Source organism: Bradyrhizobium genomosp. III (genome assembly GCF_000261705.1).
GTDB lineage: Bacteria > Pseudomonadota > Alphaproteobacteria > Rhizobiales > Xanthobacteraceae > Bradyrhizobium > Bradyrhizobium ottawaense.
This window is the reverse complement of the sequence record NZ_AJQF01000379.1, coordinates 11,971-29,490: the sequence shown is the minus strand read 5'-3', so window position 1 is coordinate 29,490 and position 17,520 is coordinate 11,971. Positions and strand designations below refer to the sequence as shown.

The following is a 17,520-nucleotide window of genomic DNA, read 5'->3' as shown; positions in this document are numbered from 1 at the left end:
ATGCGATCAGGATGAATTCGGCAAAACAATTGGCGAATTCGACACGCGCCCCGCGGCTAATCCTCGTCCTCGTCCTCGACCTTGTCGAAGAAGGAATAGCGCAGGCTATCGGCGTCGGCGTACCACTGCCCCGGCCCCTTGTTGGCGGCGAGCGTCGCCTCCCAGAGCGCATCGGTGCAATCCTTGCGGTGCATCGAGAGGTCGAAACCGTTGCCGAAGAACAGTTCGGACCATTCCCACCACGTGCCGAGTTTCTTGACCCCGCGCAGGAGGTCGTAGCGGTCGATCAGCGCGGGCGCCATGTCCGAGGTAATCGAGCCGAACACGAGGCCGGTCTTGACCACGCGGTTCAGTTCCTTGATTGCGCGGACCACCTGCTTCGGGGAAACGTGGCAAAGGCTGGTTTCGAACACGAAGTCGAACGCGCCGTCCTTGAACGGCATGTCGGTGATCGAGCCGAGCTTGTTGTACTTCTTCAGCGCCTTCGGCGTCCTGGCGTGGATGGCGCGGTTGCTCTCGATGCCGAAGGCATCGATGCCGCGCTCGCGCAGCGCGCCGACCAATTCGCCGCTGGCCGAGCCCGCGACGAGCAGCCTGGCGCCCTTGGTCTTGCCCCAGACGATGCCGAGCAGCCGGGTGAGGTAATCGGGATCGGTGAAGTGGCGCCATGCCTCGTGATAGGGGCCGAGGCCGCGATAGTTCTCGAAATAGTCGCGATCGATCTTGTCGGAGAGCGGCTTGTCGTCCTGCGCGCGCTCGCGGCGCAGGCGCATCATCTCGGTCAGGATGATGTCGGTTGCCGCATCCGAGGAGTCGAGCAGGCCGTTCAGCGTCGAGTCGAACAGATAGTCGCCGACCACCACGATGCCGGGATGCTCCTTCGGCTCGGGCCGGTGATTGGTCATGACATCGCGCACCGGCAGGCCGCCCGGAATCGCGTTCACCGACGACAACCAGCGATGGATCTTGCCTTCCATGAAATGCAGGCGCGCATCGCCGAGCGAGGCCGGCAGCGATTTCAGCGCGGCATCGATCAGCTCCTGGTCGGACAGATTGGCGAAGGCCAGCGCGTCGGAGCCGGGAATCAGCCAGTTCAACACGCCGTGCTTGCCGACGTCGTGGCGCGCACCCTCGTTGTAGACGCAGCAGCCGCCGAAGGCTTCCGACATGAACCAGGCGCCTGGAATCTTCTCGCCCCAGAACGGCGTGTCGAACAGGATCGAGACGCGCAAATAGTGCGCGGGACGGTCGAAGTAAGAAACGTGCTTGACCATCGACTTGCGGAGCTGTTCGCCTTCCCACCCCATGGTGGCGAGCCAGGAATGCGGCAGGCAGACCAGCACGAGATCGAAGTCGCGCGTCTCCGGTCCCTTGCCGTTCATCATCTTGAGCTGGTAGCGGCCGGTCGGCGCCTTGCCGACGGTTAGCACGCGGTGATTGAGCTGGATGTCGGCGTTGACCTCCGACTGCAGGCATTCGATCAACTGCTCGTTGCCGTTCTGGATGGAATAGAGGCCGATATAGCCGTCGACATCCATCAGATAGTTCTTGAGCGCGTTGAGGCCGTTGGTGTTGTGGCTCTCGGTGGCGATGTCGGAGCGTGCCATCACCTTGAAGAACCGCTTTGCGGTTTCGTCCTCGACCTCCTCGTCGAGCACCTGCTCGGCGGTCTTGTAGGCCCAGGGATTCTCATTGTCGTGCGCGCCGACGCCCTCGTAATATTCGATCGGTGACATCGCCTCAGCACAGCGCTTGCGGAACGCCTCGATCGCCGCGGCGGTCTTGGCGCCATACTTGCGGCGCATGCCCGGCACGTCGTCGAGAAGCTCGCCGCCGAACTGCACCTGCTCGGCATCCATCGGAATCGTCTGCAGCCCGAAATGCTGGATCAGCTCGCGCAGCGGATCCGGCCCGGTCATCGAGTAGTCGTAGATCTCGGCAACGCCGGCCTCGTACATCGCGGGCGCGGAATCGAATTTGCGGGTGACGATCTTGCCGCCGAGCCGATCGGAGGCCTCGTAGATGGTGACGCGACAGAGGTCGCCGAGCTTGCGCTTCAGATACCAAGCGCTCATCAGCCCGCCGGGGCCGCCGCCTACGATTGCGAGATCAAGCATGTGAGTTCCGTGGTCTCCGGCCCGCCCCCTTCACGGGACCACCGGTCTAAACTCTCCTAGCAGAAGCGCTTTTGCGGCTGAAGGAAAGATGAACAAAGGTTGATCTCGCATCGCAACAGACAAGCAAAGCAACAAAAAGGCCGGCTTTCGCCGGCCTTTTCATTGTCCTCGGTAGTCCTACGGATGAACGATCATTCCGCGGGCGGCAGCGCAGGAAGCTCCGCTTCCGGCGCGGGCGACACGACCGCCGCCTGCTTCTCGCGCTCGTCCAGGATCAGCTTGTCGCGCTTCATGGCGACTTCGCGAATCTTGGCCATGGAGGCGCCGGTGCCTGCCGGAATCAGCCGGCCGACGATGACGTTCTCCTTGAGGCCTTCGAGCGGATCGACCTTGCCGTTGACCGCCGCTTCCGTGAGGACGCGGGTGGTCTCCTGGAACGAGGCCGCCGAGAAGAAGGAGCGGGTCTGGAGGCTCGCCTTGGTGATGCCGAGCAGAACCGGCGTCCCCGTAGCGATCTTCTTGCCCTCTTCCTTCGCCTTCTCGTTCAGCGCGTCGAACTCGATCTTGTCGACCTGCTCGCCGGAGATCATGTCCGTGTCGCCCTGGTCGGTGACTTCCACCTTCTGGAGCATCTGACGGACAATCACCTCGATGTGCTTGTCGTTGATGAGCACGCCCTGGAGCCGGTAGACCTCCTGGATCTCGTTGACCAGGTAGGCCGCGAGTTCCTCGATGCCCTTGACCGCCAGGATGTCGTGCGGCGCCGGGTTGCCTTCCACGATGAAGTCGCCCTTTTCGACGACGTCGCCGTCCTGAAGGTGGATGTGCTTGCCCTTCGGGATCAGGTACTCGCGCGGCTCGTCGGTCTTGTCCATCGGCTCGATCGAGATGCGACGCTTGTTCTTGTAGTCGCGTCCGAACCGGATGGTGCCCGAGATTTCGGCAATGATCGCCGCATCCTTCGGACGCCGTGCCTCGAACAGTTCCGCCACCCGCGGCAGACCGCCGGTGATGTCACGCGTCTTGGCGCTTTCGGTCGAGACACGGGCGAGGATATCGCCCGGATTGACCTTGGCGCCGACGTCGACCGAGAGAATGGCGTCGACCGACAGCATGTAGCGGGCATCGCCGCCACGGGCGAGCTTGAGCACCTTGCCGTCCTTGCCCTTGACCACGATGGCCGGACGCAGGTCCGCGCCGCCGCGGGTCGAGCGCCAGTCGATGACCACGCGCTTGGCGATACCGGTGGCTTCGTCGAGCGTTTCCGAGATCGACTGCCCCTCGACCAGATCCTCGAAGCCGATGGTACCTTCGACCTCGGTGAGGAGCGGACGGGTGTAGGGATCCCACTCGACGATGCGCTGGCCACGCTTGACCATGTCGCCTTCGTCGACGTGCAGGCGCGAACCGTACTGAACGCGGTGCGTCGCACGCTCGGTGCCGTCGGCATCGACGATCGCCACCACCATGTTGCGCACCATCGCGACCAGGTGGCCTTCGCTGTTGCGGGCGATGGCCTTGTTCCGGATCACGATCTTGCCGTCGAAGTTGGCTTCGACGAACGACTGCTCGTTGAGCTGCGCCGCACCACCGATATGGAAGGTGCGCATGGTGAGCTGGGTGCCCGGCTCGCCGATCGACTGCGCCGCGATGACGCCGACCGCTTCGCCGTGGTTGACCGGCGTGCCGCGGGCGAGGTCGCGGCCATAGCACTTGCCGCAGATGCCGTTGACGAGTTCGCAGGTCAGCGCCGAGCGGATCTTCACCTCCTGCACACCACCCTGCTGGATGGCGTCCAGATGGCTTTCTTCCATCAGCGTATCGCGCTTGATGATCACCTTGCCGGAGCTGTCACGGATATCTTCGCAGGCCGTGCGTCCGAGGATGCGCGAGCCGAGCGAAGCCACCACGGTGCCGGCATCGACGATGGCGCGCATCTTGATGCCGAGCTTGGTGCCGCAGTCGCTCTGCGTGATGATGCAGTCCTGCGCGACGTCGACGAGACGACGGGTCAGGTAGCCCGAGTTCGCGGTCTTCAACGCGGTGTCCGCGAGGCCCTTGCGGGCGCCGTGGGTCGAGTTGAAGTACTCGAGAACCGAAAGGCCTTCCTTGAAGTTCGAGATGATCGGCGTCTCGATGATCTCGCCCGACGGCTTGGCCATCAGGCCGCGCATGCCGGCGAGCTGGCGCATCTGGGCCGGCGAACCGCGGGCGCCGGAGTGAGCCATCATGTAGATCGAGTTGATGTCGGCATCCGCTCCACTCGCCGTCTTCTTAGTGGAGGAGATCTCCTTCATCATCGCCTTGGCGATTTCTTCCGTGGCCTTCGACCAGGCGTCGACGACCTTGTTGTACTTCTCGCCATGGGTGATCAGGCCGTCGTTGTACTGCTGCTCGAAATCCTTCGCCAGCGTACGGGTGGTGTCGACGATCTTCCACTTGGAGTGCGGCACGACCATGTCGTCCTTGCCGAACGAGATGCCGGCCTTGAACGCGTTGTAGAAGCCGAGCGCCATGATGCGGTCGCAGAAGATCACCGTCTCCTTCTGGCCGCAGTGGCGGTAGACCTGGTCGATGACGCCCGAGATCTCGCGCTTGGTCATCAGCTTGTTGATGATCTCGTACGGGACGCGCGGGTTCTTCGGCAGCAGATTGCCGAGCATGACGCGGCCAGCGGTGGTCTCGATCCAGCGCTTCGAGATCTTGCCGGTCTCGTCGATGCCTTCCCACCGGTACTTGATCTTGGTGTGGAGGTGGATGACCTTCGCGTGCAGCGCGTGCTCGAGTTCGGCCATCTCGCCGAACACCTTGCCCTCGCCGGGCAGGCCTTCGCGCATGATCGAGACGTAGTAGAGACCGAGCACGATGTCCTGCGACGGCACGATGATCGGCTGTCCGTTCGCCGGGTGCAGGATGTTGTTGGTCGACATCATCAGGACGCGCGCTTCCAGCTGCGCTTCGAGCGACAGCGGGACGTGCACGGCCATCTGGTCGCCGTCGAAGTCGGCATTGAACGCGGAGCAGACCAGCGGGTGAAGCTGGATCGCCTTGCCCTCGATCAGCACGGGCTCGAACGCCTGGATGCCGAGACGATGCAGCGTCGGTGCGCGGTTGAGCAGCACCGGATGCTCGCGGATGACCTCATCCAGGATGTCCCAGACCTCGGGCCGCTCCTTCTCGACCAGCTTCTTGGCCTGCTTCACCGTGGTGGACAGGCCCTTGGCGTCGAGCCGCGAATAGATGAACGGCTTGAACAGCTCGAGCGCCATCTTCTTCGGCAGGCCGCACTGATGCAGGCGCAGCTCGGGACCGACCACGATCACCGAACGGCCCGAATAGTCGACACGCTTGCCCAGAAGGTTCTGACGGAAGCGGCCCTGCTTGCCCTTGAGCATGTCGGCGAGCGACTTCAGCGGGCGCTTGTTGGCGCCCGTGATGACGCGGCCGCGGCGGCCGTTGTCGAACAGCGCATCGACCGCTTCCTGAAGCATGCGCTTCTCGTTGCGGATGATGATGTCGGGCGCGCGGAGCTCCATCAGCCGCTTCAAGCGGTTGTTGCGGTTGATGACGCGGCGGTAGAGGTCGTTCAGATCCGACGTCGCGAAGCGGCCGCCGTCCAGCGGCACCAGCGGACGCAAATCCGGCGGAATCACCGGGACCACGGTCATGATCATCCATTCCGGCTTGTTGCCGGAGTGGCGGAACGCTTCCACGATCTTCAGGCGCTTGGCGAGCTTCTTGTGCTTGATGTCGGAGTCGGTCTCCTGCATCTCCAGGCGCAAGGTCGCCTCGAGCTTCTCAAGGTCCATGCCCTTGAGCAGCTCGCGGATCGCTTCCGCGCCGATCATGGCGGTGAAGCTGTCCTGGCCGTACTCGTCCTGCGCCTTCAGATACTCGTCTTCCGACAGCAGCTGGCGGTCCTTCAGCGCGGTGAGGCCCGGCTCGAGCACGACGTAGTATTCGAAGTAGAGGATCCGCTCGAGATCCTTCAGCGTCATGTCGAGCAGCAGGCCGATGCGCGAGGGCAGCGACTTCAGGAACCAGATGTGGGCGACGGGGGCTGCGAGCTCGATATGGCCCATGCGCTCGCGCCGGACGCGCGACAGCGTGACCTCAACCGAGCACTTCTCGCAGATGATGCCCTTGTACTTCATGCGCTTGTACTTGCCGCACAAGCACTCGTAATCCTTGATCGGCCCGAAGATGCGGGCGCAGAACAGGCCGTCGCGCTCGGGCTTGAAGGTGCGGTAGTTGATGGTCTCCGGCTTCTTGATCTCGCCGTAGGACCAGGACAGAATCTTCTCTGGAGACGCGATCGAGATCCGGATCTGGTCGAAGACCTGAGCCGGCGTCGTCGGGTTGAAGAGATTCATAATTTCTTGGTTCATCGTCTTCTCCTCGCGTGCCGGTCGCCTCCGGCCGCAAATTCGAAAATCACTCAAGCAGGGCGCCCTGCCCTCAAGGCATCGGGAGGGGCGCCAATGCCCGGCCGTGAAGGCCGGGCATGAAAGGTCGTGTTACTCGGCCGCTTCCGACGTCGGCGCCGGTCCAACCTTGGAGTTGTGCAGGTCGACGTTGAGGCCGAGCGAGCGCATTTCCTTGACCAGCACGTTGAACGATTCCGGAATACCGGCCTCGAACGTGTCGTCGCCGCGCACGATCGCCTCGTACACCTTGGTACGGCCGGCGACGTCGTCCGACTTCACCGTCAGCATTTCCTGGAGCGTGTACGCCGCGCCGTAAGCCTCGAGCGCCCACACCTCCATTTCGCCGAAGCGCTGGCCACCGAACTGCGCCTTGCCGCCCAGCGGCTGCTGGGTAACGAGCGAGTACGGACCGATCGAACGCGCGTGGATCTTGTCGTCCACGAGATGGTGCAGCTTGAGCATGTAGATGTAGCCCACTGTCACCTTGCGATCGAACGCATCGCCGGTACGGCCGTCATAGACGGTCGACTGACCCGAAGCGTCGAGACCGGCAAGCTTCAGCATCTCCTCGATGTCGGCTTCCTTGGCGCCGTCGAACACCGGCGTCGCGATCGGCACACCGCGGCTGAGGTTATGGCCGAGCTCGATCAACTCGTTGTCGTTGAGCGTCTTGATCGTCTCGTCCTCGCCGTAGACCTTCTTCAAGGTCTCCTTCAGCGGCTTGATGTCCTGCTTCGACAGGTACGCATCGACGGTCTGGCCGATACGCTTGCCGAGGCCGGCGCAGGCCCAGCCGAGATGGGTCTCGAGGATCTGTCCGACGTTCATGCGCGAAGGCACGCCGAGCGGGTTGAGCACGATGTCGGCGTGCGTACCGTCTTCGAGGAACGGCATGTCCTCGATCGGCACGATCTTCGACACCACGCCCTTGTTGCCGTGGCGGCCGGCCATCTTGTCGCCGGGCTGGATCTTGCGCTTCACCGCGACGAAGACCTTGACCATCTTCATCACGCCGGGCGGCAATTCGTCACCGCGCTGAAGCTTCTCGACCTTGTCGAGGAAGCGCTGTTCCAGCCCCTTCTTCGACTCGTCGTACTGCTTCCGCATGGCCTCGATCTCGGCCATCAGCTTGTCGTTCGGCGAGGCGAACAGCCACCACTGCGACTTCGGGTACTCCTCGAGCACCGCACGGGTGATCTTGGTGTCCTTCTTGAAGCCCTTCGGGCCGGCAATGCCCTGCCGCCCTTCGAGCAGCTCGGCAAGACGGTTGTAGACGTTGCGGTCCAGGATCGCCTGCTCGTCGTCGCGGTCCTTGGCCAGACGCTCGATCTCTTCCCGCTCGATCGCCAGCGCACGCTCGTCCTTGTCGACGCCGTGACGGTTGAACACGCGCACTTCCACGATCGTGCCCTGCACGCCCGGAGGAACGCGCAGCGAGGTATCGCGAACGTCGGAAGCCTTCTCGCCGAAGATGGCGCGCAGCAGCTTTTCTTCCGGCGTCATCGGGCTCTCGCCCTTCGGCGTGATCTTGCCGACCAGGATGTCGCCGGCGCGGACTTCCGCACCGATGTAGACGATACCGGCTTCGTCGAGGTTCTTCAGCGCTTCTTCCGAGACGTTCGGAATGTCGCGGGTGATTTCCTCAGGCCCGAGCTTGGTGTCGCGGGCCATCACCTCGAATTCCTCGATGTGGATCGAGGTGAAGACGTCTTCCTTCACGATTCGCTCGGAGAGCAGGATCGAGTCTTCGAAGTTGTAGCCGTTCCACGGCATGAACGCGACGAGCACGTTGCGGCCGAGCGCGAGCTCGCCGAGATCGGTCGACGGACCATCGGCGATGATGTCGCCCTTCTTGACGATGTCGCCGACCTTCACCAGCGGACGCTGGTTGATGCAGGTCGACTGGTTCGAGCGCTGGTACTTCATCAGACGGTAGATATCGACGCCCGACTTGGTCGGATCGAGATCTTCCGTGGCGCGGATGACGACGCGGGTGGCGTCGATCTGGTCGATCACGCCCGAACGGCGCGCCGCGATCGCGGCGCCCGAGTCACGCGCAACCACGCCTTCCATGCCGGTGCCGACGAACGGCGCCTCGGCGCGAACCAGCGGCACCGCCTGGCGCTGCATGTTCGAGCCCATCAGCGCGCGGTTGGCGTCGTCGTTCTCGAGGAACGGGATCAGCGCCGCGGCCACCGAAACGAGCTGCTTCGGCGACACGTCCATGTAGTCGACCTTGTCGGGCGTCACCGGCAAGACTTCGCCGGCATGACGGCAGACCACGAGGTCTTCGGTGAAGCGGCCCTTCGGGTCGAGCGGCACGTTGGCCTGCGCGACCGTGTAGCGGCCCTCTTCCATCGCCGAGAGATACACGACCTCGTCGGTGACGCGGCCATCCTTGACCTTGCGATACGGCGTCTCGACGAAGCCGTACTTGTTCACGCGCGCGAAGGTCGCGAGCGAGTTGATCAGGCCGATGTTCGGACCTTCCGGCGTCTCGATCGGGCAGATGCGGCCGTAATGCGTCGGATGCACGTCGCGCACCTCGAAGCCGGCGCGCTCGCGGGTCAGACCACCCGGTCCAAGCGCCGAGAGACGACGCTTGTGGGTGATCTCGCTGAGCGGGTTGGTCTGGTCCATGAACTGCGAGAGCTGCGAGGAGCCGAAGAACTCGCGCACGGCGGCAGCCGCCGGCTTCGCGTTGATCAGGTCCTGCGGCATGACCGTGTCGATGTCGACCGAGGACATGCGCTCCTTGATCGCGCGCTCCATGCGCAGCAGGCCGATGCGGTACTGGTTCTCCATGAGCTCGCCGACCGAACGCACACGGCGGTTGCCGAGATGGTCGATGTCGTCGATCTCGCCCTTGCCGTCGCGCAGATCCACCAGCGTCTTGATGACGGAGAGGATGTCTTCCTTGCGCAGCGTGCGCTGGGTGTCGGGCGCATCGAGATCGAGGCGCATGTTCATCTTGACGCGGCCGACCGCGGAGAGGTCGTAGCGCTCGGCATCGAAGAACAGCGACTGGAACATGGCCTGCGCCGAATCCAGCGTCGGCGGCTCTCCCGGACGCATCACGCGGTAGATGTCGAACAGCGCGTCTTCACGCGTCATGTTCTTGTCGGCCGAGAGCGTGTTGCGGATGTAGGCGCCGACATTGACGTGGTCGATGTCGAGCAGCGGCAATTCCTTGTAGCCGTGCTCGTTGAGCACCTTCATCGACTTGTCGGTGATTTCCTCACCGGCTTCGGCGTGGATCTCACCGGTCTTCGGGTTGACGAGGTCCTCGGCGATGTAATTGCCGACCAGTTCCTCATCGGCCATGCGCAGCGCCTTCAGCCCCTTCTCCTGGAGCTGGCGGGCGGCACGGACGGTGAGCTTCTTGCCGGCCTCGAGCACGACCTTGCCGGTGTCGGCATCGATCAGGTCGTTGATGGTCGAGTAGCCGCGGAAACGGTTGGCGTCGAACGGAACGCGCCAGCCTTCCTTGGTCCGCTTGTAGAGGATCTTCTTGTAGAACGTCGACAGGATCGCCTCGCCGTCGAGGCCGAGGGCGAACATCAGCGACGTCACCGGAATCTTGCGGCGGCGGTCGATACGCGCATAGACGATGTCCTTGGCGTCGAACTCGATGTCGAGCCAGGAGCCGCGATACGGGATGACGCGGGCGGCGAACAGCAGCTTGCCCGAGGAATGGGTCTTGCCTTTGTCGTGATCGAAGAACACGCCGGGCGAGCGGTGCATCTGCGAGACGATGACGCGCTCGGTGCCGTTGACGATGAAGGTGCCGTTCATCGTCATGAGCGGGATATCGCCCATGTAGACGTCCTGCTCCTTGATGTCCTTCACCGACTTCGCGCCGGTTTCCTCGTCGATATCGAACACGATGAGGCGCAGCGTCACCTTGAGGGGAGCCGCGAAGGTCATGCCGCGCTGGCGGCACTCGTCGACGTCGTATTTCGGCTGCTCGAACTCGTAGCGGACGAATTCCAGCATCGAGGTGCCCGAGAAATCGGAGATCGGAAACACCGAGCGGAACACCGCCTGCAGACCCTCGTCGAGACGGCCACCCTGGGGTTCATCGACCATCAGGAACTGGTCATAGGACGCCTTCTGAACCTCGATGAGGTTCGGCATCTCGGCGACTTCCTTGATGTGTCCGAAGAACTTGCGAACGCGTTTGCGACCGGTGAATGTCTGCTGCGCCATCGTGGCCTCTCATTTTCGTCGCCCGCTCTGGGCGAACCGTCCGAGACGCGGCTGCCACCGCTCCCCGGGTTGAATTTTTCGAACCCGCTTTGGGGGCCGGAGACTCAGCTTCAGGCCGGAATGTCCTGAATCTGTTCTTCAGACCTTCAAAACGCAAAACGACGCGCGGGGCGCTGGTGCGCGCCCGCCCGTCACAACGATCGTTTCACGGACTGCAAAAGCCCGAAATAGCTTGCTCTCCCAACGGCTTACAGGGAATCCGCTATCCCTGCCCACCGCGCTTTCGTGCTGCCGAACCGATATGGGGCGACAATAGTGGAGATTCGAGGGGCGAACCCTCAAATCCCCACACTTTTTCGTGTTCGGCCTGCGTCGGGACGTTCCGTCGCACGCCTTTTGCATCAGCTCGCCCCTTTTTGAGGGGCAAGCAGGATCTCGGACCAAGCTTACGCTCGCCCGAGACCTCGCCAGTAAGCGGTGCTTACTTGAGCTCGACCTTCGCGCCAGCCTTCTCGAGCTGGACCTTGATCTTGTCGGCTTCGTCCTTGTTCACGCCTTCCTTGACAGGCTTCGGCGCGCCCTCGACGAGGTCCTTTGCTTCCTTCAGGCCCAGGCCGGTGATGGCGCGGACTTCCTTGATGACCTCGATCTTCTTGTCGCCGGCGCTGGCGAGAACGACCGTGAACTCGGTCTTCTCTTCCGCCGGAGCGGCGGCAGCGCCACCACCAGCCGGGCCGGCCACGGCGACAGCCGCGGCAGCCGAAACGCCCCACTTTTCTTCGAGGAGCTTCGCCAGTTCAGCGGCTTCGAGCACGGTGAGGCTCGAGAGGTCGTCAACGATCTTCTGCAAGTCAGCCATTGTTCAGTTTCCTTACGTGTAAGTCTGGTTCGGGTTTGAGTTTTGCGAAGGGCGTCAGGCCGCTTCGCCCTTTGAGGCATGAGCCTGGATGACGCGCGCGAGCTTGCCCGCGGGCGCATTGGCGAGCTGAGCGATCTTGGTCGCCGGGGCCACAAGCAGGCCGACGATCTTGGCGCGCAGTTCATCAAGCGACGGCAGCGAGGCAAGCGCCTTCACGCCGTCGACATTCAGGACGGTCTTCCCCATCGAGCCGCCGACGATGACGAACTTTTCGTTCGCCTTGGCGAATTCGATGGCGACCTTTGGCGCCGCTACCGGATCGTTCGAAGTGGCGATCACGGTCGGTCCCTTCAGCATGGGGCCGATGGCAACGACGTCAGTGCCTTCAAGAGCAATTTTGGCGAGACGGTTCTTCGAGACCTTCACCGCAGCGCCCGCCTGCTTCATCTGCTGGCGCAGCTTCTGCATCTGGGCGACGGTGAGGCCGGAATATTGAGCAACGACCGCGACGCTCGTGGTCTTGAAGACCCCGTTGAGCTGTTCGACCGCTTCCTTTTTTGCCGCTCGTTCCACAGCAAGCTCTTTCCGGTTGGCGGTCATCGCGAAAGCGGGACCGCCGGGTTGCACCCATCGCCCCACCCAAAACCTGAACCTCCGGGTCAAAACCCATCGGACACGCGCCGGGCGAGACGACGATTCAAAGCCTGCCCTCCGGGAGCTCTTGAGAGCCCACGGCGTGTCGAGGTCCGAACCAGACCCGTTTCGCAACCACCCTTAAGGTGGAAGGCGAAGTGAAATCCGGTCTTCACCCGTCTATGCAGGCCATGCGATTAAGCCCTTGAGAAATCGAAATTCCCCGCGGGCGCCTGCAGTCTTGGACAGGACAAGGTCAGCCGGCGAACCGCCCGACCTCTGCCCGCACTCCACCAGCCGACGGGTCTTTCTTCCTTTTCGGGCAAATCCTCACGGACGTCCTGAAAAGGAATTTCTCCTGTCTTCGGTTTTCGGAATGCGTGCACGAACGCGCCAGCCGAGGCCGGCACGTCCGGAAGCGGTTCTTTAACCGCTCTCCGCCTGCTTGCCAAGAGCAAAATTCACACCAGTTCCAATCCGTTGCCCTGGGCGCTTGATCCGGGCCGATAAGGACCGATTCAGGCCGATTTGACCGCATGAGGCAGCGGCCTGCCTTCAAAGAACGCGGTCAGGTTCGCCAGCACGCAGCCTTGCATGGCGACGTGCGATTCGAGGGTGTGGCCGCCGATATGGGGGGCGAACACCACGTTCGGCAGCGTCGTCAGCGCGTCGGGGGCGTGCGGTTCCTTCTCGAAGACGTCGAGGCCGGCGCCGGCGATGGTCTTGTCGGTCAGCGCCGCCACGAGCGCCTTCTCGTCGATCACGGAGCCGCGGGAGATGTTGACGACGTAGCCGTCCGCGCCGAGGCGCCCCAGGATATCGGCATTGACGACGTGCTGGGTCTCGGCCCCTGCCCGGACCGCGATCATCAGCACGCTGCACCAGTCAGCCAGTGCCTCCAGGGTCGGGAAATATTGATAGGGCAGATCGTATTTGCTGCGGCTGAAATAGCCGATCTCGCTCTCGAAGGCGGCGCAGCGCGCCGCGATCTTGCGGCCGATCTCGCCCATGCCGTAGACGCCGATGCGGCGGCCGGGCATGCCGGCCTGGGGACGCATCATCGGCGATTGCTTCGACGCCGCCCAGTCACCGCTGCGGACATATTGGTCGGCGACCAGGATCCGCCGGGTCGTCGCCAGCATCAGGGTCATCGCGATGTCGGCGACCGAGGCCGCGTTGGCGCCCGGGCTGTGGCCGACCGCGATGTTGCGGCTGGCTGCCGCTTTCAGGTCGACGCCGTCATAGCCGGTGCCGTAGCAAACGATCGCGCCGAGCTTCGGAAACAGGTCCATCGCCTCCGCGCCGAGCGGCGAGCCGCCTGCGGTCAGCAGTGCGCGGATGCCACTGAGCTCCTCCGCCGAAAGCACCTCGCTAGCGGGCTTGCCACCGGTGTCGAGCAATTCGAACCGCTCGGCGAAACGCGCCATCATCGTCTTGGGAAAGCGCGAATAGATCAGGACCTTGTCAGCCATTGTTCTTGTTTCCGGTGAGCCCTGCCACAAACGACGAGGGGCGGAATCGGTTGCCCAATTCCGCCCCTCGCCTCATGCAATTTTCAGACTTAGCCGAGAATGGTGCCCGGCTCGACCTTCACGCCGGGGCCCATGGTCGAGGACACCGCAACGCGTTGGATGTAGGTGCCCTTGGAACCGGCCGGCTTCGCCTTCGAGACAGCATCGGCGAGAGCCTTGATGTTCTCGACCAGCTTCTCCTCGGAGAACGAGGCCTTGCCGACGCCGGCCTGCAGGATGCCGGCCTTCTCGACGCGGAACTCGACCGAGCCGCCCTTGGCACCCTTCACCGCACCGGTGACGTCCATGGTCACGGTGCCGATCTTCGGGTTCGGCATCAGGCCGCGCGGGCCGAGCACCTTACCGAGACGGCCGACCAGCGGCATCATGTCGGGGGTGGCGATGCAGCGGTCGAAATCGATCGAGCCGTTCTGCACCTTCTCGACCAGGTCCTCGGCACCGACGACGTCGGCACCAGCAGCCTTGGCCTCATCGGCCTTGGCACCGCGGGCGAACACGCCGACGCGGAGCGTACGGCCAGTGCCGTTCGGCAGGGTCACGACGCCGCGGACCATCTGGTCGGCGTGACGCGGATCGACGCCGAGATTGATCGCGACCTCGATGGTCTCGTCGAACTTCGCTTTCGCGCGTTCCTTGACCATCTTGATGGCGTCCGCGAGCGGATAAAGCTTTTCGCGGTCAACACCTTCGCGGGCTTTGTTCAAACGCTTTCCGATTGCCATGACCGCTTACCCCGCCACTTCCAGACCCATCGAACGGGCAGAGCCCTCGACCATCTTCATGGCCGATTCGATGGTGTCGCAATTGAGATCCTTCATCTTCTTCTCGGCGATCTCGCGCACCTGCGCCTTGGTCACCTTGCCGGCCTTGTCACGGCCCGGCGCCTTCGAGCCGGACTGGATCTTGGCAGCCTGCTTGAGGAAGAAGGACATCGGGGGGGTCTTCATCTCGAACGTGAACGAACGATCGGCGTAGATCGTGATCACGACGGGAATCGGGGTGTTCTTCTCTTCCTTCTGGGTCTGCGCGTTGAACGCCTTGCAGAACTCCATGATGTTGAGACCGCGCTGACCGAGCGCGGGACCGATCGGGGGCGAAGGATTCGCCGCACCGGCCGGGACCTGAAGCTTCAGGTATCCGGTCACTTTCTTTGCCATGTATCACTCCTGTTGTGCCGGCAGGCTGCCAGCGGTTTCAGGTTCGTGGTCTGGGTCGGATGCGGCTGGCAACCGCCCTCTCCCTCCCACGGCCTCTTGCTAACGCGAGACCGAAGTCTCACGCCTCGTCCGGTCAGACCTTCTCGACCTGACCGAATTCCAATTCGACCGGCGTGGCACGGCCGAAGATCGACACCGCGACCTTCACGCGCGAGCGCGCCTCGTCGATTTCCTCGACGACACCCGAGAACGAGGCGAACGGGCCATCGGCCACGCGCACGTTCTCGCCGATCTCGAACGACACCGACGCCTTCGGCCGTTCCACGCCTTCCTGCACCTGGTGCAGGATGCGCATGGCCTCGGATTCCGAGATCGGCATCGGCTTGTTTTCAGCGCCGAGGAAGCCCGTGACCTTCGGCGTGTTCTTGATGAGGTGAAACGCTTCGTCGGTCAGCTTCATCTTCACCAGCACATAGCCGGGGAAGAACTTGCGCTCGGCGTCGATCTTGCGGCCGCGGCGCACTTCCGTGACCTTCTCGGTCGGAACCAGCACCAGCTCAAACAGCTCCTCGAGCCCGCGCTGCTTGGCCTGCTCGCGGATCGATTCGGCGACCTTCTTCTCGAAGTTCGAGTAGGCGTGGACGATGTACCAGCGCTTGTCGGACAGTTGAGCGGTTGCGGTTGCCATCAGTGAATGCCCAGAAGGTAGGTGATGAGGACACGGATGATCTGGTCGGCAGCGAAGAAGAAGATCGAGGCCACGGCGACCATGACGAACACCATGATGGTGGTGATCGTGGTCTCGCGGCGGGTCGGCCAAGTGACCTTGGCGGTCTCCGAGCGCACTTCCTGCAAGAACTTGAAAGGGCTGACTGCCATCGTTTTGATGTCCAACGTCCGTCGACAGACGCGAATGAATTTCAGGGATCCGAACAGCCGCCGTTGGCCCAGCCCTCTGTCTCGAAGGATGAGCCGGAAACCGGGCTCGATTGTTCGGGGATTTCAAAGCCGCGCCGGAGATCCGCGTCTAACGGGCCGGCTGCGAGTGCGGGGTATCTACTGCGGATAGGACCAAAGGTCAAGATATAGAGGGCCCCGCTGGACCAGCCGACCTTGCCGGGCGCTAGAGCAGAGCCCAGCCGGATCAAAGGCTTATCCACCCACCCTTCAGGGCGCAATCGCAGCGCCCGACCGGTTCCTTCCGGACGCTCCCCCGGAGCGCCCGCCTCGGCGCCGTTGCGCGGTCAGTCGGCCCGCTCGACCATGGAAATGCCCGGCAGCGGCACCACGAACTTTCCGCCTTCGGCGAAATAGCGGGCGTGCTTGGCCCGGATCGGGTCGACATAACGCCAGGCGAAGACGACGACGAACGCCGGCTTGCGCTCGTAAAGGGCGGCAGGCGGCAGGATCGGGATGTCGTAACCCGGGCCGGCCATCACGTTCCCCTTCTTGGGATCGTCGTCGACCAGGAAGTCGATCTTGTTCTCCAGGCCGAACTGCGGCAGCAGCGTCGTGGTGCCGACCGAGACGCCGTAGCCGGCAACGAGCTGCCCGCGCGCATGGGCGGCATCAGCCATCGCGACCAGCTCGTCGCGGATCGCGGCGATCCGCTTCACATAGGGCGCATAATAGGCCGGCTGATCGACGCCCAGCCGTTCTTCCTCGGCGACGAAGCGCGCGACCTCAGCCGACGGCTTCTTGGCGCCACCGGCACGCTGCACGGTCACGCGGATCGAGCCACCCTTGGTCCAGATGTGCTGGACGTCGATCAGCTCCATGCCGAGCCGGGCAAAGAAGCGGATCAGCGGCTTGATGTTAAAATACGACAGATGCTCGTGATAGACGGTGTCGAGCAGGTTCTTCTCGGTGACGTCGACGCCGTATTGCGTTTCGAAGACGAACAATCCGTCCGGCGCGAGCACGTCGCGAACCCCGATCACCAGCGGATCGAGATTGTCGACATTGGCGATCATGTTGTTGGCGATCACGACGCTCGCCGCACCGTGGCTCTGCAGGATGCGGTGACCAATGGCATCGGTGAAGAAGTCGCCGATGGTCTCGATCCCCGCTTCCGTCGCGCGCTTCGCGATGTCCACAGCGGGATCGACACCCAACACCCGCATGCCGCGCTCTTTGAAGAAGCCGAGCAGCGATCCATCGTTGCTGCCGAGTTCGACGACCAGCGAGCCGGGCGCGACACCGAAGCGGCTGACGACGTCGTTGGCGTAGCCGGCGAAGTGCTCGCGCAGACCGAGCGAGAGCGAAGTGGTGTAGACGTAGTTGCGGTACTGGATCTCGGGATTACCAACATGGAGAATCTGGAGATGACCGCAATCCCTGCACAGATGCAGCGCCATCGGCACCGCAGCGCGGAACACGGGATCGTCGACGCTGGCGTCCGGGACCTGGAAGTTCGGCGTGCCGATCGGCATGCCTGCCATCGGGACGACAAGCTCCTGCTTGTCCGAATGACAGAGGCGGCAGGTGTGGCGGACGTAGAACAGATTTTTCATCGTGGAACCGAAAAATGAGATACGCGATCGGGTGAGGCAATCCCACCCCGTGAAGACCAGACCGCCAGCAACG

The 17,520-nt window shown here is 63.2% G+C and carries 11 protein-coding genes; all 11 read right to left on the bottom strand.

The genetic code is table 11. The features are described 5' to 3' along the window. Positions 1 to 56: 56 nt before the first annotated feature. The 11 genes from IC66_RS0130595 to IC66_RS0130545 all read right to left on the bottom strand — a co-directional run bounded on the left by IC66_RS0130595 (position 57) and on the right by IC66_RS0130545 (position 17,447). Positions 57 to 2,117, bottom strand: coding sequence for an FAD-dependent oxidoreductase (locus tag IC66_RS0130595; RefSeq protein WP_028141010.1), 2,061 nt, complete (start codon positions 2,115 to 2,117; stop codon positions 57 to 59). A 191-nt stretch (positions 2,118 to 2,308) separates the two neighbouring features. Then, positions 2,309 to 6,505 carry a DNA-directed RNA polymerase subunit beta' gene (gene rpoC, locus IC66_RS0130590; protein WP_028141011.1) on the bottom strand — a complete coding sequence of 1,399 codons (4,197 nt, stop codon included), beginning with the start codon at positions 6,503 to 6,505 and terminating at the stop codon, positions 2,309 to 2,311. A gap of 129 nt (positions 6,506 to 6,634) precedes the next feature. After that, the gene (rpoB, locus tag IC66_RS0130585; RefSeq protein WP_028141012.1) at positions 6,635 to 10,753 is read right to left on the bottom strand and encodes a DNA-directed RNA polymerase subunit beta; all 4,119 of its coding nucleotides are present in this window, start codon (positions 10,751 to 10,753) and stop codon (positions 6,635 to 6,637) included. Between the two features lie 481 nt (positions 10,754 to 11,234). After that, positions 11,235 to 11,612, bottom strand: coding sequence for a 50S ribosomal protein L7/L12 (gene rplL, locus IC66_RS0130580; RefSeq protein ID WP_018322255.1), 378 nt, complete (start codon positions 11,610 to 11,612; stop codon positions 11,235 to 11,237). A gap of 54 nt (positions 11,613 to 11,666) precedes the next feature. After that, positions 11,667 to 12,185 carry a 50S ribosomal protein L10 gene (gene rplJ, locus IC66_RS0130575; protein WP_038950205.1) on the bottom strand — a complete coding sequence of 173 codons (519 nt, stop codon included), beginning with the start codon at positions 12,183 to 12,185 and terminating at the stop codon, positions 11,667 to 11,669. A gap of 578 nt (positions 12,186 to 12,763) precedes the next feature. Continuing rightward, complete coding sequence (locus IC66_RS0130570; protein ID WP_038950204.1) at positions 12,764 to 13,717, bottom strand: 2-hydroxyacid dehydrogenase; 954 nt, start codon at positions 13,715 to 13,717, stop codon at positions 12,764 to 12,766. 89 nt (positions 13,718 to 13,806) lie between these two features. Continuing rightward, entirely contained in the window at positions 13,807 to 14,499 is a 693-nt protein-coding gene (gene rplA, locus IC66_RS0130565) for a 50S ribosomal protein L1 (RefSeq protein ID WP_014494487.1), read from the bottom strand. A 6-nt stretch (positions 14,500 to 14,505) separates the two neighbouring features. Continuing rightward, positions 14,506 to 14,934, bottom strand: coding sequence for a 50S ribosomal protein L11 (gene rplK, locus IC66_RS0130560; protein WP_008136439.1), 429 nt, complete (start codon positions 14,932 to 14,934; stop codon positions 14,506 to 14,508). A gap of 133 nt (positions 14,935 to 15,067) precedes the next feature. Continuing rightward, a complete protein-coding gene (gene nusG, locus IC66_RS0130555) occupies positions 15,068 to 15,622 on the bottom strand; it encodes a transcription termination/antitermination protein NusG (RefSeq protein WP_008136441.1) in 555 nt (184 codons plus the stop codon). After that, positions 15,622 to 15,813, bottom strand: coding sequence for a preprotein translocase subunit SecE (gene secE / locus IC66_RS0130550; RefSeq protein ID WP_026202711.1), 192 nt, complete (start codon positions 15,811 to 15,813; stop codon positions 15,622 to 15,624). Before secE ends, nusG begins: the two co-directional genes overlap by 1 nt. A gap of 365 nt (positions 15,814 to 16,178) precedes the next feature. Then, positions 16,179 to 17,447 (bottom strand): class I SAM-dependent methyltransferase, encoded by a 1,269-nt coding sequence (locus IC66_RS0130545; protein WP_028141015.1) that lies wholly within the window; start codon positions 17,445 to 17,447, stop codon positions 16,179 to 16,181. Positions 17,448 to 17,520 lie beyond the last annotated feature (73 nt).

Bases quoted from the DNA above. Each gene is read 5' to 3' on its own strand.
- IC66_RS0130595 (WP_028141010.1), bottom strand. From the start codon at position 2,117: ATGCTTGATCTCGCAATCGTAGGCGGCGGCCCCGGCGGGCTGATGAGC.
- rpoC (WP_028141011.1), bottom strand. From the start codon at position 6,505: ATGAACCAAGAAATTATGAATCTCTTCAACCCGACGACGCCGGCTCAG.
- rpoB (WP_028141012.1), bottom strand. From the start codon at position 10,753: ATGGCGCAGCAGACATTCACCGGTCGCAAACGCGTTCGCAAGTTCTTC.
- rplL (WP_018322255.1), bottom strand. From the start codon at position 11,612: ATGGCTGACTTGCAGAAGATCGTTGACGACCTCTCGAGCCTCACCGTG.
- IC66_RS0130570 (WP_038950204.1), bottom strand. From the start codon at position 13,717: ATGGCTGACAAGGTCCTGATCTATTCGCGCTTTCCCAAGACGATGATG.
- rplA (WP_014494487.1), bottom strand. From the start codon at position 14,499: ATGGCAATCGGAAAGCGTTTGAACAAAGCCCGCGAAGGTGTTGACCGC.
- rplK (WP_008136439.1), bottom strand. From the start codon at position 14,934: ATGGCAAAGAAAGTGACCGGATACCTGAAGCTTCAGGTCCCGGCCGGT.
- nusG (WP_008136441.1), bottom strand. From the start codon at position 15,622: ATGGCAACCGCAACCGCTCAACTGTCCGACAAGCGCTGGTACATCGTC.
- secE (WP_026202711.1), bottom strand. From the start codon at position 15,813: ATGGCAGTCAGCCCTTTCAAGTTCTTGCAGGAAGTGCGCTCGGAGACC.
- IC66_RS0130545 (WP_028141015.1), bottom strand. From the start codon at position 17,447: ATGAAAAATCTGTTCTACGTCCGCCACACCTGCCGCCTCTGTCATTCG.